This is a genomic window from Nakamurella sp. UYEF19 (genome assembly GCF_040546275.1).
Taxonomy (GTDB): Bacteria; Actinomycetota; Actinomycetes; order Mycobacteriales; family Nakamurellaceae; genus Nakamurella.
This window is the reverse complement of record NZ_JBEPNO010000001.1, coordinates 190,045-206,984: the sequence shown is the minus strand read 5'-3', so window position 1 is coordinate 206,984 and position 16,940 is coordinate 190,045. Positions and strand designations below refer to the sequence as shown.

Genomic DNA, 16,940 nt, shown 5'->3' with positions numbered 1-16,940 from the left:
TCGATCCCTTCGAGCTGCGGATGTGATGTGGAGGGAAATCAGGTGGTGGAGCGGATGATGAGCTGTGGAGCCAGGTTGACCTGCTGGACCGCCATGCCGGCCCCACCCAGAAGTTCCAGCAGCAGGGCAGCGCCGATCCGGCCCGTTTCGGCGAAAGGCTGGGCCACCGTCGTGAGGTCGAGAGAGTCCGCGAGGTCGGTGCCGTCGTACCCGGCCACCGCGATGTCCTCGGGGGTGCTGATATCGGCCGCCCGGAAACCCTTCAACACGCCGGCGGCCAGATCGTCGTGGTGGCCGAACACCGCATCGGGACGGTCGGTCATCGCGGCGATCACCTCGGCCGCTTCGCGACCACCGCGCAGATCCGGGGTGGTCACCACCCAGTGCACCGGCCGCCCTCCGGGCAGGCTCTCGTCAAGGGCCCGCTGAAATCCGCGCAGCCGCAACTGACCCGGCGACACGTAGTCGGTCGACTGCTGCGCCTCGCTGACGAAGACGAAATGCTCGCGCCCCCGTTCCCTCAGGTGCTGCCCGATCCGGTAGCCGCCGGCCTCGTCGTCCACCGTGACACTGGCGAAATCCTTGTGCACAGAGTCGATGAGGACGGTCGGCAGCTTGCGCTGGGCGAGCCGCCGGGCCATCGAATCCTCGAGCGGCACACCCAGGATGAGCAGCCCGTCGAGACGGCCGGTGGTCGGCAGGGAATGCAGCAGCGGCGAGGTCGCCGCGGCAGCGGACGGCGCGTCGAACACCACGACGTCGAGATTGCTGTCACGGCAGGCGTCGAGTATCCCCGTCAGCCGCGCGTAGTAGCTCGGGTACGACGTGAACGGTGCCACCACACCGATGCGCCCCACCCCCTTGCGGGCCAGGGTCACTGCCGTGTTCTTCGGAGTGAAGCCCAGTTCGTCGACGACGTCCAGGACCCGTCCGCGGGTGAGCGCACTGACCCGCTCCGGGCGGTTGAGCGCATGGGAGACGGTGGCGATGGACACCCCCGCGCGCCGGGCGACCTCGTAGATGGTGACCTTTTCGGGAATCGGCTCGACGCCGGGGATCTCAGGTTCGACCACGGTCGACCGCCTCGGCGGTACCGGGCGCGCCCAGCTCCGGGGCGGACACCGATGAGCGCCCATCGCGTCCTTCGGCGCTGGACCCGTCCGCGGTCGGCGGCTCACGATGGTGCATGACGCGGAGACCGACGATGATGTCATCGTTCCACCGACGGGCCGTCGGCCAACTGCGCGTGAGGATCGCCGACCCGTGCACGGCGCCACGGTAGCGGGTGGCTTCGGCAGGCACCCCGGCAGCACGCAGTCGTTCGGCGAAGAGTTCGCCCTCCCGACGCAGGGGATCCAGTTCCGCCGTGAGGATCTGAGTCGGCGGCAGCCAGGACAGATCGTCGGCGAGGAACGGAGAGGCCATGGGCAACAGAGCATCTCCGGGACTGCGGAGGTAGAGCCGCGGCGCCACCAGCAGTTCCTCGACCGACACCGGAAAGTCCTGCTCCGAGATTGCTTTCCGAACGGACTCCACGGTGAGATCAAGGGCCGGAACCTCGAGAACTGCTCCGACGACTGCGATGTCCGGTGCGGCGAGCAGCGCGGCCACCAGTAGGTTGGCTCCTGCCGAGGCACCGCCCACCGAGATGTCCGTGGCGTCGATCCCCAACTCGACGGCCTCGGACTGCAGCCAACGGAGCGCGGCGACGGTGTCGTAGACCGCGGCCGGGAACGGGAACTCCGGCGCCAGCCGGTACTCCAGTGCGGCCACCACGCAGCCGACAGCGACCGCCCGCGTGCGAGCGGTCGCGTCGCAGACGAGTTCGTCGATCGAACCGCTGGTCCAGCCACCGCCGTGCACCAGCAGGTGCGCCGGCAGCCGACCTGCCCCCGGACGGTAGAGCCGGAGAACGATCTGGCCGCCCTCGACGGGAACGACGTGATCGTTCACGCTCAGCACGTCGGGTCCGGGCCGGCCGAACCGGCGGAACTGGCGATCGATCTGCTGCGCCAGCAGTTCCCGGATCACTGCCGGGTCGAGCCCGACGAGGTCGATCGGCGGCTCGGCGTCGATGTATTGCTGTATTGCGGATTCCAACATCAGGTGCCGCCCATCTCGACTCGTTCGGTGTGCGTGGTTCGCTCGGTCGAGACAACGCCGTCGAACAGTCCCCGGGCGTCCTCGTAGTGATGGCAGGCGACTTTGACCTGCTGCTCCCGTTCCGCCAGCTGGGGATCCTCCTCCCGGCAGATGGCCGTGGCCAGCGGGCATCTCGGGGCGAACGCACAACCCTGGGGGGCGGCAACGGTGCCGGCGCCAGCGACGGCGAGAGCGATTCGTTGCAGCCGGCGGCGGCGCTGCTCCACCGGGTCCGGTACGGGCGCCGCGGCGACGAGCGCCTGGGTGTACGGGTGCGCCGGCCGACCGGCGACCGTGCCGGCCGGTCCCTGCTCGACGACCCGGCCGCCGAAGAGGACGACGATCTCGTCACTGAGATACCGGACCACCGAGAGGTCGTGGGAGATGAACAGATAGCTCAGTCCGCGCTCGGCCTTCAACCGGGCGAAGAGGTTGAGGACCTGGGCCTGCACCGAGAGGTCGAGCGCGCTGACCGCTTCGTCGCAGACGATGAAATCCGGGTCGACCGCGATGGCCCTGGCGATGGCGATGCGCTGGCGTTGCCCGCCGGAGAACTCTCCCGGGTAGCGGCCGGCCGCGCTGGGCGGAAGACCGACGTCGGTCAGCGCCCGCTCCAGCCGGTCCGCCACCACCCCCCGGTCGAGTCCGAGGTTGTAGCGAAGGGCCTCGGTCACCGTCTCACCGATCGTCCTCGCCGGGTTCATCGACCCGAACGGGTCCTGGAACACCACCTGCATCCGTCTGGCCAGCAGGCGCCGGGCGGCGCGATCGGCGTGGGTGATGTCCGCGCCGTCGAACGAGATGGTCCCGGCCGCGGTGGGGACCAGACCCAGCAGCGCAGCACCGATGCTCGACTTGCCCGAACCCGACTCCCCCACCAGTCCGACGGTCCGGCCGGCGGCGATGTCGATGCTCACCCCGCGGACGGCGTCGAGGCCCGGCGACCGGCGCCGCCGACCCGGATAGTGCACCACGAGGTCCCTGGTCCGCACGAGATCAACTGTTTCGAAATGGATCTCGGCATCAGACACGAGCACCACCGGAGACCGAATGGTCGACGAGCACGCACCGTACGCCGTGCTCTCCCCGGTCGTCACCGGCGGCACCGGGATCCCGGGCCAGAGCGAACAACGGGACCGGCCCGACCCGGCACTGCCGCGTCACCAGCGGGCACCGATCCTGGAAGTGACACCCCGCGGGCCACTCGCCGGGCGCCGGCACCACACCGTCGATCGACACCAGCGGTCTGCCGGGTACCCCGAAGCGAGGATTCGATCGGAGCAGACCCTTCGTGTAGGGGTGACCGGGGGCGGCCACCAGCGTCGTCGGCGTCGCCTGCTCGACGATCTGGCCCGCGTACACCACCAACGCCCGATCGCACAGGTCGGCCAGCACGCCCCAGTCGTGGGTGACGAGGATGATCGCGACACCTGACTCCTGGAGAGTGCGCAGCAGGTCGAGGATCTCGGCCTGCACGGTGACGTCCAGCGCCGTGGTGGGTTCGTCGGCGACCACCAGATCGGGGTCACCGGCCAGCGCCGCGGCGATACCGACCCGCTGCGCCATGCCGCCCGAGAGTTGATGGGGATACGTCTTGGACACGGCCGTCGGATCCGGCAGGCTGACCATCTGCAGCAGCTCGACAGCTCGGCGCCGTGCCTCCTGTTGGCTGCATCCGCGGTGCCTCCGAACCACCTCGGAGATCTGTTGTCCCACCGTGAATGACGGATCGAGACCGGATACCGGATCCTGCGAGATCAATCCGATCCGGCGGCCCCGCACGCCCCGCATGGTCGCCCGGTCCGCCGCGGTGACGTCGATGCCGTCGAACACCACCCGCCCGGCGGTGACCTCACCCCCGGGCGCCAGCAGGCCGATCAACGCCCGGGCGGTGACGCTCTTCCCGCACCCGCACCCGGACTCGCCGACGATGCCGAGGGCCTGGCCACGCCGCAGGGTGAACGAGACGTCGTGGACCACCTCGGTGTCGACGCCGTCGATGGCGAAGGTCACGCTCAGGCCGGAAACCGACAGCAGCTCATCCTGTGCACCGGGGCTGTTATCCGTGGAAACCTGGAGTAGCCGTTGCGGTGCAATGGATCTCAGGATCGGTCGGCGAGCCGGGCGTCCCGGCTCGAAACGCTCGGCGGAGGCGTCCCGAACCCCGTCGCCGAGCAGTCCGAGCGCGAGCACGAAGGTGATGATCACGAAACCGGACGGGATCAGCAGCCACGGCTGTTCACCGAGGTTGCGGGAGGCCTCGGCGACCATCGTGCCCCAGGTCGCCTGGGTGACGCCGAGGCCGAGGAACCCGAGTCCGGTCTCCAGCCCGACGGCGGCCGCACCGAACAGCGACAGCTGGACGATGATCGGGCCGGCCAGCCGCGGCAGAACGTGCCGCCGGAGGATCACGGCATCGCTCAGTCCGGCCACCACCGCCGCTCTGACGTAGAGCTCGTCACGAATGTCCTGGGTGGCGGAGCGGACCACCCTGGCCAACGAGGGGGCACCCAGGACGCCGAGGGCAACCATCGCGATCGTCTCGTCGTTCGGGAACACGGCCAGGACCACCAGCAGGATGATCACCACCGGCACGGCGTACACCAGGTCGGCCACCCGCAGCACCACCCGGTCGAACCAGCCGCCGCGGTAGCCCGCGATCATCCCGGCCGGGATGCCGACGACCGCGAACACACCCACGCTGATCACCTCGCCCAGTAGCGTGACGCGGCCGCCGAAGAGCAGTCGGCTGAGCACGTCCCGGCCCAGCTCTCCCGCTCCCATGAGGTGGGCCCGGCTGGGCCCGGTCAGCGCCTGCGCCAGGTCCTGGTCGTCCGATCCGTGGGGCGCGATCCACCCGGCGAGCACGGTGACGACGACGATCGCGATGAGATAGCCCAGCGCGACCACAGCCAGCGGCTTGCGCAGGAGTCTTCTGCAGAAGCCACGATGGGCAACCGGGACGCCGATGGCGACCGGGGTCGCCGCCGCCGTCGGCGTCGTTCTCGTCATGACCGAACCTTCGGGTTGAGCCAGGCGTGGAGCATCTCGATTGCGAGATTGACCAGCAGCACCACGATCGTGAACACCAGGGCGACACCCTGGATGGTGGGAATGTCGTGCGACGAGGTGGCAGTGACAGCCAGGCTTCCCAGACCCGGCATCACGAAAACCGTTTCGGCCAGCACTGTTCCGCCGAGCAGGCCGATGACCATCAGACCGAGCACGGTGACGATCGGGCCCCCGGCGTTGCGCAGGACATGGCGCAGCAGGATCGACCGTTCGGTGATGCCCCTGGAGCGCAGCGCCGGGACGTAGTCCCTTCCCAGCTCCGAGAGAACCCCGCTGCGCGTCTGTTTCGCGACCGGCGCCGATCCGGCCAGGCCGAGGGTGACCACCGGCAACACCAGCGATTCGAACCACTGCACGGGTGAGTCGCCGAACGCGGTGTACCCGGTGGCGGGGAAGACCTGCCACCGGACGGCGAAGATGGTCAGCAGCACGAGACCCAGCCAGAAGGTGGGCACCGCCAGCCCGAGCAGAGAGATCACGTCGACCGCGCGAGCCGACCAGCCGCCGCGAACGGCGCTGTAGACCCCGAGCCCGACGCCGATCACGGTTGCGACCACCAGCGCACCGAGGATCAGCGACAGCGTCACCCCGATCCGTTCGGCGAGCTCCTGCGAGACGGGCACACCGGAGGTGATCGAAGTCCCGAGGTCCCCGCGTACAGCGTCGAGGAGCCAGCGCCCGTACTGCGCGGGCATCGACCGGTCCAACCCGAGTTGGTTGTTCAGCGCGCTGACCTGTTCCGGGGTCGCACTGATGCCCAGGATGGATCGGGCGGCATCACCAGGGACGAGGCTGGTCAGCACGAACGTCAACGCGGTGACGCAGAAGACGAGCGGTACGGCCGTCAGCAGCCACCGACCGAGCAATGTGCGCATCGCGTCCTACCTCCCTCCCCGCCGGTCGGCCGATTGCCGGGCGGCGTCCGTGATGCGTTGGACTACTTGGTGTCGTACCAGTCGAGTGCACTTGTCACCGGGGCCTTCGCACCGACCTTCAGGCCGCCGAGATCCGTTCGTGCGTAGTAGAAGACCGGGGTGAACGCCACCGGTGCGAACCAGGCGTTGTCGACCAGGTAGTCCTGGATCTTCTCGTTCAGAGCCGGACGTGCGGTGGCGTCGGCGGCCGCCGCGTCGGTGTAGAGCTTGCTCAGTTCCGGCGACTTCGTGCCGAACCCGTTGAAGACCTTCGCCGCGGGCAGGAACAGTCCCTGTCCCATCAGGTACATCGGCTGTGCGCCGTAGCCGACGGCCACCACCGGGTACTGACGGCCGGTTACCCCACCGATGTAGGAATTGGCGTCGCTGACGGTCGTCACGTCGAGGCGGATGCCCACCTTGGCCAGCTGGGCGGTGAGGGCGCCGGTCATGGTGTCGAGGCCGGCGAAATGGACCGACAGCACCGGCAGGTCGATTCCGTTCGGATACCCGGCGGCGGCCAGCAGGGACTTGGCCTTCGCCGGGTCGTAGGGGTAGCGGGACGCCGCGTCCGCAGAGTAGCCGTCCGATCCCTGTACCGAGACCTGGCTGGTGGCAACGCCATATTGACCCAGCAGCGCTGAAGTGACTGCCTGGCGGTCGATGCCGTAGTTGATCGCCTGCCGGACCCGGACATCACCGAGGGGCTTGCTCACCGTTCCGTCCCGGTCGATGAGGTTCAGTCCGTCCCAGACGAACGCGACCTGGGCGATCTGCAGACCGGCCGACTTCGCCTGTTTCACCGTGGTGAAGTCACCGACGACCACGTCGACCTGCTTGGTGGTCACCGCGTTCAGGGCGGCCTGCGGGTTGGCGATGACCCGGATGACGACCTTCTTGTAATGCTGCCGGGCCTTGTCGTAGTAGCCCGGGTTGGCGGTATAGACGTAGTGGTCGCCGGCCACGCTGGCAGACGGGTCGTACACGTAGGCACCGGCACCATCGGTGACGCTGGTGAGGTTCAGCGATTTCGGGTTGGCCAGCCCCTTGGGTCCGATCACCTGGCCGATCCCGTACGACTGGGTCAGCATGTCAGGCAGCATCGGATTGGGCTGCGACAGCTTGATCGACACCGTCTGCCCCGCAACGACGATCGACTGGATCGAGGCCAATGCCTGGGCCTGGTTGCCGCCCGCGCTCTTCATGTACTCCAGCGACTTCTGCACCGCCTGCGGGGTCACGTCGGTGCCGTCGGTGAATCTGACGCCCTGCCGGATGGTCAGATCCAGTTGGGTGTTGCCCGTGCCGACGTACTTCCACGCCGACGCGAGCGCCGGCTGGAGATTGCCATCGGAGTCGCGGTAGATCAACGGCTCGTAGGCCAGTGCGGTGTACAGGATGAAAGCGGTGTCCACCGTCCCGGGGTTGATGCTCGTGGCCGGCGCCTGCGCTGCGACCGTGAGGGTGTCGCCGACCGACGATGGGGAGGCAGGCGCTCCGGACACGGAAGCACCTGCGCCGGCGGGCTTTCCGCCTCCGCAGGCGGCGAGTACTACGCACAGGGCCGCGCCGATGACGAACGCCGCCGATGCCGGCCATCTCGGGCCGATCGTCCGTCTTCGCGACAGCGGCTCTCGCGACCGCGGCTCGGGCGCCCGGCGACCGGTCGATGGGCGCTGGGGCGACAGCGGGTCGAACTGGCGGAGCCCGGAATCGATCGACGTCACTCGGTCCTCCTGCTGGGACTGCTGGGAAACCCGTGAATGGACGACGCCGAAGACGCCGGTGTCGTGCGGTGCTCCATCGAGGGAACCGCAGGTTACGTGCAGATGTCAATAAGTTTACGTAAAGCACTTTTCTCATGGGACCCACTACTGCGGCTCGCTGGTCCCGTCGGTCGTCGCGATCGCGACCGGAGCAACCCATCAGATCCTGACCATCTCCACCGAAGGGGGACATCAGATCAGGTCGGACCGAATCCCCGATAGGGAGTCAGCGGGATGACGGTGAATTCCGAGAGTCCCGAGCGGGCCATCGGCAACTCGTCCACCGTCTGCTGGGCGACCTCAAGGTCAGCGGCCTCGATCAGGAAGCAGGCGCCCGCGGCATCGCCCCGCAGCCAGATCTGTCGAACGACCCCGTCGGCATACAGCTGACGAACCCGGGCGGTCTCCGCGGGGATGATCTTGTCGAATTCCTCGGGCGGGAAGGACTCGGCAAGACGTCGACTCAACACCATGAACTGCACGAAAGCTCCTTCGGTGTGGGGATTCTGGATTGGGGCGGCCCGCCGCGTCAGGACGGATGCCGCAGAAGTTCCGACACGGCTTCACGTTGGCCGCCCAGCGAGGTGAGCTGCCCTTCGATCCGATCCAGCGTGTCGCGCATCGCCGCCACCACCGAAGGACAGAGTTCGATTTCCGGACCATTCGGATTCCAGCAGGCCCTGCTGCTCGTAGTAGCGCACCGCACGAGCGGACGTGCTTGCCCGCTCGGCGAGCTCTCCGATCAACATGGGTGCATCCTTTCCCAGGCGCTTCTGCCCGTCGGGCTCGTATCCCACCGCGGTCTTGACCTTGACACCGGTGTCAACGCTTACGGTCGCCCGATGATCTCCGTCTCGGACACCCTGACCATGAACGTGCACGTCGACGTGGGCGATGGACCCACCATCGCGATGGCCCACGGTGCCGGGGCGGTGTAAGAGAGAACTTCGCCGGCCTCATCGCCGCCGGGCATGACGCACACCGTTTTGTCGGACCCTACAACCCCGGCTCAGGACCGACGCCGATGCCCAGCCGGCGTGTGTCGATCGACGATCTCGCCGACTCGGTCGTCGCCGCCGGCCTGTCCACCGGCGCCGACCGTCGCGGTGCCCACCCTGGTGGTGGTGGCCGGCCAGGACCGGATCGTCCGGTCGGCCCACATTTCCGGTACCTTCCTGGTGGCGGCTCTCGCGGCGTACGGCGGAGCTGGGCTGATGGGGTTGCTGCCGTCGGTCGTCACCTCGATTCCCGCAGCACCGCAGTTACTCCCGCCGTCTGCGTCGCCCTGGTCGTCGGCGTCGGCGGGCTCGGTCTCACGCACGCGACCGGTGCAGTCTTCGCCTTCCTGGTCCTCTGGGGCCAGTGCCGCGGCCGCCTTGCCGATGGTTCAACCAGACCGCTGGGGTCGGTGGTGGTGCTGATCACCGGGACAGTCGTCGTCGCCCTGGGGTTTCGGTCCTTCCACTCAACGGCCGACTGATCGGTCTCCGGGCCAGCACCGGATCGCTCGCAGGGAACGGACGTCGTCGATCGTGGCGAGAGCCATTGCTGCCAAGAAGATCCGCGCGTTCCGGACGCTGTGGGTCCCCCTTGCCTGGCTCAGGGCGAACGCCGCCATCGGCAGGTTGACGGCCGCGCGGGCCATGAGCCAGGGCCCGCGCGGCCTACCCCACAGCAATCCCGGCACCAGAGCCAGATCCAGCAGGCCGATCACGCGGCAGTGCAGCGGGTTGCGCAGGCCGATCAGCGGGCCCACGGAGCGTGGAAAAGCGGCGAGCGCGCCCCCGGCCAATCCGGAGATGACCCCGACCGGAACGGTGGTGTTCTCAGTTCGTTCGGTGCCGGCCATCGGATCTCCAGTATCGGGTGACATTCCCTGGTCCACCTGTCGGATGATCAGGCGGTTCGGGAGGCTCGCGCGTTCACCGATTCGCACGCGACTCTCCTCGGGCGGGTTGTTCGCCATCTGCGGCACTCGGGCCACCAACGCAGCAACCACGGCTGGTCCGGACGCCTTGTCAATGCTCACGATCGATCACACCCACCGGCCCGTCTGCTTCTACCCGCAGGAAGTCGCCGAACGGCCAGAGGATCAGTCGCGTTGATGACCCGACGTGATCCACGACGAACTCCACCGTCGAATTCTGGCTGCCCTCGATCACGAAGACGAGATGACGGCGGTGGACCAGCTTCACGGCCGGCTGCCGGGCGAACTGGAGCCGCAAGGTCGAATCGTCACCCAGTCGGAGGACGGCCGTCAACGGCCCGCGGAGGTAGCTGCCGGCCAGCCCGGCCAACTCCGGACCGGCCGGGCCCTGCGCGCGGCGGGTGAAGACGATCGGTTCCACGGCCGGCTCCAGCAACAGGGCCAGCGAGCTGATGTGACCTTCCATGTCAGAATCGAATCGGGCCCAGATGGACATCTCCGGGAAGTCGTTGCGCAGTTCGAACGCTTCCTGGTGCAGGTGACGAACCTGCAGGTCGATGCTCCGCAAGGCCACCGTCAGATCCCCGCGCGCCACGCCGACCCTGACGGAGCCATAGGCCGGATGGTCGTAAACGCCCTGGTAGTTGGTCAGGGGCCTGGGCCAGGCCGAGGTGCCGGCGGTCTCGTGACGTCGGTCGGCCGCCTGGAGCTCGCCGGTCAGTGCCGCATCGTAGAAATCTCGGAACCGCGTTCCCCACGGCGCCGGCTCGGCTCCGAACAGTTCGTCCAGCACCAGATGGGGCACGATGTCGCGCAGTGGGGTGATGCTCAGATTCGTCAGTGTTGCGACGGCGAAGCCGTCATCGGGAGCGAAGCAGATCGCCGAGCTGAATCCGTCCACGTTGCCCGTGTGCTGGAGGAGTCGGTGACCGCGGTAGACGATCACCTCCCAGCCGAGGGCGTACCCGACCTTGGTGATCTCCGGCCACTCCACTGCCGGTGGGGTCACCGGGATTACGGGTCGGTGGATCTGGGCGAACTGGGCCGGCGAGAGGATCGTGGCACCGTTGGAACGCTCGGCGTCGAGGTTGGCCTGCAACCAGCGTGCGAGGTCCGCGGTACAGGAGATGATGCCCCCGGCCGGCGCCCGGACGTCGTCGGGGTCGTGGCGGATGGACTGCACCTGCCCCCGCCGCCGTGCGAAACCCTCCGTGAAGTCCGCGCTCTTCGGTGTGTCCGCGGAGGCCGGAAATGTCGCAGCCATCTCCGCCGGGCTGAGAAGCCGGTCCTGCACTGCCTTCTCCCAGGTCGTGCCGGTGACCTGCTCCAGCACCCATCCGGCGGCGACGTACATCAGATTGTTGTACTGCCAGGCGTTCCGGAAGCCCTGGTTCGGCTGCAGGTGCCGCATCGCCCGGACCACCGCGCCGCGATCGACCTGCGTGTCGCCGTGGCAGAGCAGGTCGTGCCGCGGGAGGCCGGAGCGGTGCGAGAGCATGTCCCGCAGCGTCAGCTGTTCGGTCGCCACCGGGTCCCACAGGCGAAAGCCCGGGAGGTAGTCCCGCACCGGCCTGTCCCATTCGAGCAGGCCCTCGTCGACATAGCTCGCCACCGCCGCGGCCGTGAACGACTTGGTGCACGACGCTATCGAGAAGAGCGTCCGTTCCGTCACCGGATCTTGGCCGGCCAGATCACGGGACCCGAACGACAGGAACTCCGGTGCACTGTCCGGCCGGAGAATGGCAACGGCCACTCCGGGGACATCGCACATCGCTCGCTCGGACTCGAGAAGTTCTCGCAGGCCACCGGAGATGTTCGTCGCCACGTGCCCAACCTAGGTCGCGCAAGCACGGACGGCGTCAGCCTGCGACACCAATCGACAGGTGGGTTCCGGTGGCGTCGGACAGATTCGCCGGATCGGGACGGTTCCGCTCGACCGCTGCGACGGTTCGTCGCCGACGACGAACCACGCCCGACGATCCAGCCGTCGCCACGAGGTCCGTCCGGCGGCCCGACCGTAGAGTGACCATTCGGTCGTTCGAGCATTGGAGTGGGTATGCGCGTGTACATCTCGGTGGACATGGAAGGCATTGCGGGCATCGCGACCCTCGATCAGGTGACCCGCGGCGGCCATGGGTATGCCCGCGCCCAGCAGCTGATGACGGCGGAGACCAACGCCGCGATCATCGGCGCGTTCGACGGGGGCGCCGATGCCGTCACCGTCAACGACAGCCACGGCACCATGGACAACCTGCTGCACGAGGATCTGGACCCCCGGGCACGACTCGTCTTCGGGACCCCCAAGGTCGACTGCATGTGCGAAGGGCTGTCGAGCGATTTCGATGTGGCCTTCTTCCTCGGCTATCACGCTCCGGCCGGCGCGCCCGGTGTGCTGGCTCATTCCTACTCCAGCACGTTCGGAGGCGTTCGACTCAACGGTGCCCCCGTGTCGGAGGCGGAACTCAATGCCCTGCAGGCCGCCGCGGTCGGTGTACCGATCGGCCTGCTCACCGGGGACGACCTGATCTGCGACATCGCGCGGATCCGCTTCAGCGGGGTGCACACCGTGGCGGTCAAGACCGCCCATGGCTTCAGCGCCGCGGACAGCCTGTCTCCCACCGTCGCCCGGGAGGCCATCCGGCAGGCTGCGCTGGACGCCGTCACGTCCGGCACGTACCCGCCGGTAGAAGCTCCGGCAGGACTGGTTCTCGAGATCGACATGCCCAATCCGTCGGCAGCCGAACTGGGGGCACTCATGCCGACGATCGAGCGGATAGGCGACCTGACACTGCGCGGCAGCTTCGACTCACCGCGCGAGGCCCTCGGCTTCATCGCGGTGGCCGGGCAGCTCGCCCTGGTCGCGCTCAGGGCACGAATCGCGTTGATCAACCGGATCTAGTCCCGATGAGGCGTCCGGGCGCTACAGGTTCACGTGCGGGCCGCGAGGCCCGTCGACCACCATCAACCGCAGCTGCACCATGGCGGCGAAGCGCTCCTGCGAGTTGTTCAGGTCGATCTGCCCGACCTCGACCACCCGTCGTACCCGGTAGCGAAATGTGTTGGGGTGTACGTAGAGTTGGACGGCAGCAGCAATCACGTCGCCAAATGTGTCCAGCCAGGCGCGCAGGGTCTCGACGAGATGACCCTGGTGTTCGGCGTCGTAGGCGATCAGTCGTGCGATGGGCCCGGACGGTTTCTCGCCCCGCACCGCCACCAGGTCCGCCAGGTCCAGCAGCAGTGCATCGATCTGGACGCCGGAGGCGGTTGCGACGTCACCCACCCGACCGTGCGAGAGCAGTACCCGCAGGGCCCGGTCGGCGCTGCTCCTGGACGCCGCCAGGCCGCTCAGGTCGGTGATCACCTCGCCGATGCCGATGGCTGCCGCGTGCCGATCACCGATGCGCATCAGGAACGCCTCGGCGACGCGGATGACGCGGGCCTCGGCGTCGCTCCAGGTATCCCGCACCGGCAGGATGCCGTAGACGACGTCGCCGACCAGGGTTGCGGCCGACCCCGCCTGGCTCCCACTCAGGTGCAGGGCGAAGGCGTCGGCGACGCGATGGCGTTCCGCGACGGCTCCGGCATCGTGGACCTGGCCGTCGTCCGGACCGGCACACCGAAAGCCCAGCGCCAGCACCGCCGCGTGCCGACCGGCCAGACCCAGCCGGGTCAGCGCCTGCGCCGCACCGCGTCCACCCTCGATGGCAGTGCTCACCAGGTCGGCCCGCAGGCGGCGGTCGACGTCTGCACCCGCCCGCAGGCGAAGCAGGTGCAGCGCCACCAGCTTCGCGGCCTCTTCGAATGCCTCGCTGCGTGCTGCACTGAGCGGTTCCCGGACCGCTGCCCAGATCGAGCCGAGCACCTCGTCTCCGGCGCGTACCGCGATCGCAGCGCGCGGCAGGGAGATTTCGCCAGAGCGGGTGGGGACCGACTCCACGTACACCGGAACGTTGCTCTTGTAGAGCGCCTCGAACACTCCGAGCTCGGTGAGGGCCCGGGTGTTCTGCTCCGGCACCTGACGCCCCAGGATTGTCTGGATCCGGTCGGCATCGGCTTCGTCCTGCCGCCCGGAGAAGGCGAGCACATGCGAACTGCGGTCCTCGATCGTCACCGGAGCATCGACCAGGGCCGCCACCGCGTTCGCCAGCGTGAACAGATCTGCGGAGAGAACATCAGTCGAGCTCCCGTCGCGACCGACGTTGTCCTCGACGAGCAGCGTTCGCAGCACAGCGGCCAACTGCGTCCACGACGCACCCCGCGTCAGCGCCAGCAGCGCAACGCCCGACTCGTCGACGGCCCGCACGAGCTGCTCGTCGCGCACGACGGGCGATCGGACCACCAGCGCCTGCGCACCGTCCGCACCGAGCTCGACGAGAGCCGAGGCGATGGAGTGGACGTCGTGCAGTCCGACGCCGAGCACGATGGCACCCGACGGCAGAACCAGTTCGTCGTGGGCGTCGTAGATCGCGACGCCGTCGATCTCGATCCGGGTGGACAGGTCGCCGCGCACGACTTCCAGCAGCGTGGAGCCGAGATCCGCGAGCACTCGTGCCAAATCGACGCGCGGGCGGTCACTGTCCATCGAAAGTCGCACTCCCCGAACGTATCCGCAGGGCTGCGCCCCGGTGATCCTGCCTTCCTGCAAAGGTAACAGCGGACCGACGGATCGATGGACGCGCTACCGGAGCGGCGCCCCTTGCAGGACGTACCAACCGCGCCTGTCGAAGCCGACGATCCTCGCCCCGCTCTCGAATGCGTCGACGAGCGCCCGCCGCAGCATCGTCCGCCATCGAGCACCCATCTCGGGATGCCGCAGGCGCAGTTCCTCGATGTCCTGGGGAACGACGATCAGCACCGTCGGGGTGAGCGGGGCAACGGGCTCCGGCTCGCCGTCGAGGCTGATTGCGAGAGAGAAGTCAGCGCCCACCTGCAGCAGAGCAAGGGCTTTCGAGCTGATCCCTCGACCACGACAGGCCTCGGCGACAGTCGGGGCGAGAAGATCCCAATGCACGAGGATGCGGTCCGAGTCCTGCCCGAGGTTGATCCCGTCACGCATCTGGCCGTAGAAGTCCGGTAGGTAGGCGACTGCGGATCCCGCCAACTTGGCGAGATTGAAATGCGCATTGCGGCGGATCAGCGGGTCGAACGTCCAGGCGATGGTCGTGAGGTCACGCTCGAGCGCCCAGTTTCGTTGATGCAGTTTCAGGCTGAAACCCACGTTGCGGCGCTGCGCTGAGGTCGCCACGCCGACGATGTGGCTGTGCAGCGTGTGGGTCGCCGGCGGTCCGCAGAATCCGATTCCCGCTCCGACCAGGGCAGACCCGTCGTAGGCGCCGACGACGTAGTTGCCGGCGTGGCTGAGGGCTCGCAGGAGCTCCGCACTGAGGTGGGGTCGAGAGGGCGGTGACCCCCAGATGGTGCTCAGCAGCAGGTTGATGTCCTCGAACTCCTGGATCGAGGTCAACTCCCGCATCACCACACCGGAGGCGGCGGCCACGGCCGCCGCGGCCTGCCGGGCCTCGGCCACGATGGCGGCCGCCCCGTCCACGCGCTGCTCGGTGCCCGGCCCGGCCACGCCTCACGCGACCTTGGGAAACGCACGAAGGGCGAAGTAGAGGGCCGGCGCCCCGTCGAGGTCGGCGAACAGCACCGGGCGATAGGACGACGTTCCCGGCTCGCGAACGACGAAGCGGTCGTCACCGACCTGACGCATCTCCAGGGAGGTCGTGGCCTCGTTCGCTCCGACGAACGGGCTGTCCTCGGTCTGGGTCAAGGTCAGGAGGCCGTCTCGCAGCCCGATGTCGATGCGCAGGCTGGCCCGTTCGTAGGTGCCGATCCAGGCCGCGTAGCGGTGCGCCGCGATACCAGGAGGCGGCGGCTGCGGTCGGGCGATATCCGCGAGTGCATCAAAGATCTCGTCGTACAGGTCGCCGCAGAGATCCGCGGTGTTGCCGCCGTTGGTGAGCAGCACCACGGCCAGCCCGTGATCTGCGCTGACCTGCAGTCTCGCCGCCTGACCGATGGTCTGACCGCTGTGTCCGACGACGCGGTGGCCGGACCAGTTCGAGCGGGCCCAGCCCAGACCCCAGCTGTCCGGCTCGCCCAGCCACTCGGGCAGCACGACCTGCTCGGCGGCCATCGCGTCGATGCTGTCTGCGGACAGCACGGTGGTGGTCCCGCCCTGCAGCGGAGCGACGGCCAGCGCCCAGGTCAGCACGTCCAGGGTGTCAGCACAGATCAGGCCGGCCGGTCCGATGGCGCGAGGCAGACCCCACACCGCTGATGGCTTCGCTCCTTCGGCGCCCCGGCCGAAGTGGCCCACCGCGGCGCGGTGCAGCAGGGCATCCTCCGGCAGCATGACGGTGTGCGAAAGACCGAGGGGCTCCAGCAGTCGCTCTCGCAGTGCCCGTTCGAAGGACCCTCCGGTGAGGACCTCCACCAGACGCCCGGCGAGGCAGAAGCCGGCGTTGGAGTAGGACCACGCCGATCCGGGGCGATGCAGCTGGGCCGCCGAACCCAGTTCCTGCACGAATCGTTGCAATGCATCGTCACCCCGGCCGGTGTCGGTGAAGATGTCGCCGTCGATCCCGCTGGTGTGGGTGAGGAGATGTCGCACCGTCACGAGGGCGGTGGCGCGCGGATCGGCGAGCCGCAGTTCCGGGAGCACCTCGTGCACTGGCGCGTCCAGACTCACCAGTCCCTGGTCCACCAGCTGCATCACCAGAGACGTGGTCCACACCTTGGTGATCGACCCGAGTTGGAACAGCGAATCCGGCGTGACGTCCACCCCGGTGGCGACATTGAGCACCCCGCAGGCGGCCTGCGCGACCTGCACGCCGGAATCGGTGGTCCGCATGATTCCCAGCGACGCGCCCGGCACCCCGTGACGCGGAGCGAGTTCGGCAAGACGATGCTGCCAGTGCATCTCGTCGATGCCGTGCCGGCGCAGTGCATCCTGGTCTTGAAGCTCGGCGTGTTCCACCTGCCCAACGGTGGCACCGACACGGTCGGCTGTCGTCGGGCGCCACGACGAAGCGCGGCCGATCCCGTGGTCGTTCGGCACAATCCGATGGTGCAGCGCGACGGCCTAGGCTGTTGCGAATCCGATGGCGTACACCG

Annotated in this window: 14 protein-coding genes and 1 pseudogene; 2 read left to right on the top strand and 13 right to left on the bottom strand. The window is 68.3% G+C overall.

What is annotated here, in order from left to right:
• Positions 1-38 precede the first annotated feature (38 nt).
• The 8 genes and pseudogenes from ABIB25_RS00970 to ABIB25_RS00935 all read right to left on the bottom strand — a co-directional run.
• Positions 39-1,073: a LacI family DNA-binding transcriptional regulator gene (locus ABIB25_RS00970; protein WP_354526530.1), complete on the bottom strand. Its 1,035-nt coding sequence runs from the start codon at positions 1,071-1,073 to the stop codon at positions 39-41.
• Positions 1,060-2,103, bottom strand: a complete 1,044-nt coding sequence (locus ABIB25_RS00965; RefSeq protein WP_354526529.1) for an alpha/beta hydrolase fold domain-containing protein — start codon at positions 2,101-2,103, stop codon at positions 1,060-1,062. Before ABIB25_RS00965 ends, ABIB25_RS00970 begins: the two co-directional genes overlap by 14 nt.
• Positions 2,103-3,134 (bottom strand): oligopeptide/dipeptide ABC transporter ATP-binding protein, encoded by a 1,032-nt coding sequence (locus tag ABIB25_RS00960; RefSeq protein ID WP_354526528.1) that lies wholly within the window; start codon positions 3,132-3,134, stop codon positions 2,103-2,105. Before ABIB25_RS00960 ends, ABIB25_RS00965 begins: the two co-directional genes overlap by 1 nt.
• Before the next feature lie 31 nt (positions 3,135-3,165).
• A complete protein-coding gene (locus ABIB25_RS00955) occupies positions 3,166-5,154 on the bottom strand; it encodes a dipeptide/oligopeptide/nickel ABC transporter permease/ATP-binding protein (RefSeq protein ID WP_354526527.1) in 1,989 nt (662 codons plus the stop codon).
• On the bottom strand, positions 5,151-6,089 hold the full coding sequence (locus ABIB25_RS00950) for an ABC transporter permease (protein ID WP_354526526.1): 939 nt from the start codon (positions 6,087-6,089) through the stop codon (positions 5,151-5,153). Before ABIB25_RS00950 ends, ABIB25_RS00955 begins: the two co-directional genes overlap by 4 nt.
• A 62-nt stretch (positions 6,090-6,151) precedes the next feature.
• Positions 6,152-7,855: an ABC transporter substrate-binding protein gene (locus ABIB25_RS00945; protein ID WP_354526525.1), complete on the bottom strand. Its 1,704-nt coding sequence runs from the start codon at positions 7,853-7,855 to the stop codon at positions 6,152-6,154.
• Positions 7,856-8,091: 236 nt separating this feature from the next.
• Positions 8,092-8,367, bottom strand: a complete 276-nt coding sequence (locus ABIB25_RS00940; protein ID WP_354526967.1) for a muconolactone Delta-isomerase family protein — start codon at positions 8,365-8,367, stop codon at positions 8,092-8,094.
• A 198-nt stretch (positions 8,368-8,565) separates the two neighbouring features.
• A pseudogene (locus tag ABIB25_RS00935) lies at positions 8,566-8,643 on the bottom strand (MerR family DNA-binding transcriptional regulator); the annotation flags it as partial.
• A gap of 275 nt (positions 8,644-8,918) precedes the next feature.
• Between ABIB25_RS00935 and ABIB25_RS00930 the strand changes: the two are divergent.
• Positions 8,919-9,374 (top strand): hypothetical protein, encoded by a 456-nt coding sequence (locus ABIB25_RS00930; protein WP_354526524.1) that lies wholly within the window; start codon positions 8,919-8,921, stop codon positions 9,372-9,374.
• On the opposite strand, the gene ABIB25_RS00925 is transcribed toward ABIB25_RS00930, so the two are convergent.
• Positions 9,360-9,743 carry a hypothetical protein gene (locus tag ABIB25_RS00925; RefSeq protein WP_354526523.1) on the bottom strand — a complete coding sequence of 128 codons (384 nt, stop codon included), beginning with the start codon at positions 9,741-9,743 and terminating at the stop codon, positions 9,360-9,362. The genes ABIB25_RS00930 and ABIB25_RS00925 overlap by 15 nt on opposite strands.
• A gap of 169 nt (positions 9,744-9,912) precedes the next feature.
• Positions 9,913-11,646, bottom strand: coding sequence for a serine hydrolase (locus ABIB25_RS00920; protein WP_354526522.1), 1,734 nt, complete (start codon positions 11,644-11,646; stop codon positions 9,913-9,915).
• Between the two features lie 231 nt (positions 11,647-11,877).
• Here ABIB25_RS00920 and ABIB25_RS00915 point away from each other — a divergent pair, with 231 nt between their 5' ends.
• Positions 11,878-12,720: a M55 family metallopeptidase gene (locus tag ABIB25_RS00915; protein WP_354526521.1), complete on the top strand. Its 843-nt coding sequence runs from the start codon at positions 11,878-11,880 to the stop codon at positions 12,718-12,720.
• A gap of 21 nt (positions 12,721-12,741) precedes the next feature.
• Here ABIB25_RS00915 and ABIB25_RS00910 read toward each other — a convergent pair whose 3' ends face one another.
• The 3 genes from ABIB25_RS00910 to ABIB25_RS00900 all read right to left on the bottom strand — a co-directional run bounded on the left by ABIB25_RS00910 (position 12,742) and on the right by ABIB25_RS00900 (position 16,884).
• Positions 12,742-14,403, bottom strand: a complete 1,662-nt coding sequence (locus ABIB25_RS00910) for a helix-turn-helix domain-containing protein (protein ID WP_354526520.1) — start codon at positions 14,401-14,403, stop codon at positions 12,742-12,744.
• A 96-nt stretch (positions 14,404-14,499) separates the two neighbouring features.
• Complete coding sequence (locus ABIB25_RS00905; RefSeq protein ID WP_354526519.1) at positions 14,500-15,396, bottom strand: GNAT family N-acetyltransferase; 897 nt, start codon at positions 15,394-15,396, stop codon at positions 14,500-14,502.
• Between the two features lie 3 nt (positions 15,397-15,399).
• On the bottom strand, positions 15,400-16,884 hold the full coding sequence (locus ABIB25_RS00900) for a serine hydrolase domain-containing protein (RefSeq protein ID WP_354526518.1): 1,485 nt from the start codon (positions 16,882-16,884) through the stop codon (positions 15,400-15,402).
• Positions 16,885-16,940: the final 56 nt, after the last annotated feature.

Coding starts and splice junctions, on each gene's coding strand:
- ABIB25_RS00965 (WP_354526529.1), bottom strand. CDS start 2,103: ATGTTGGAATCCGCAATACAGCAATACATCGACGCCGAGCCGCCGATC.
- ABIB25_RS00955 (WP_354526527.1), bottom strand. CDS start 5,154: ATGACGAGAACGACGCCGACGGCGGCGGCGACCCCGGTCGCCATCGGC.
- ABIB25_RS00950 (WP_354526526.1), bottom strand. CDS start 6,089: ATGCGCACATTGCTCGGTCGGTGGCTGCTGACGGCCGTACCGCTCGTC.
- ABIB25_RS00940 (WP_354526967.1), bottom strand. CDS start 8,367: ATGGTGTTGAGTCGACGTCTTGCCGAGTCCTTCCCGCCCGAGGAATTC.
- ABIB25_RS00930 (WP_354526524.1), top strand. CDS start 8,919: ATGCCCAGCCGGCGTGTGTCGATCGACGATCTCGCCGACTCGGTCGTC.
- ABIB25_RS00925 (WP_354526523.1), bottom strand. CDS start 9,743: ATGGCCGGCACCGAACGAACTGAGAACACCACCGTTCCGGTCGGGGTC.
- ABIB25_RS00915 (WP_354526521.1), top strand. CDS start 11,878: ATGCGCGTGTACATCTCGGTGGACATGGAAGGCATTGCGGGCATCGCG.
- ABIB25_RS00910 (WP_354526520.1), bottom strand. CDS start 14,403: ATGGACAGTGACCGCCCGCGCGTCGATTTGGCACGAGTGCTCGCGGAT.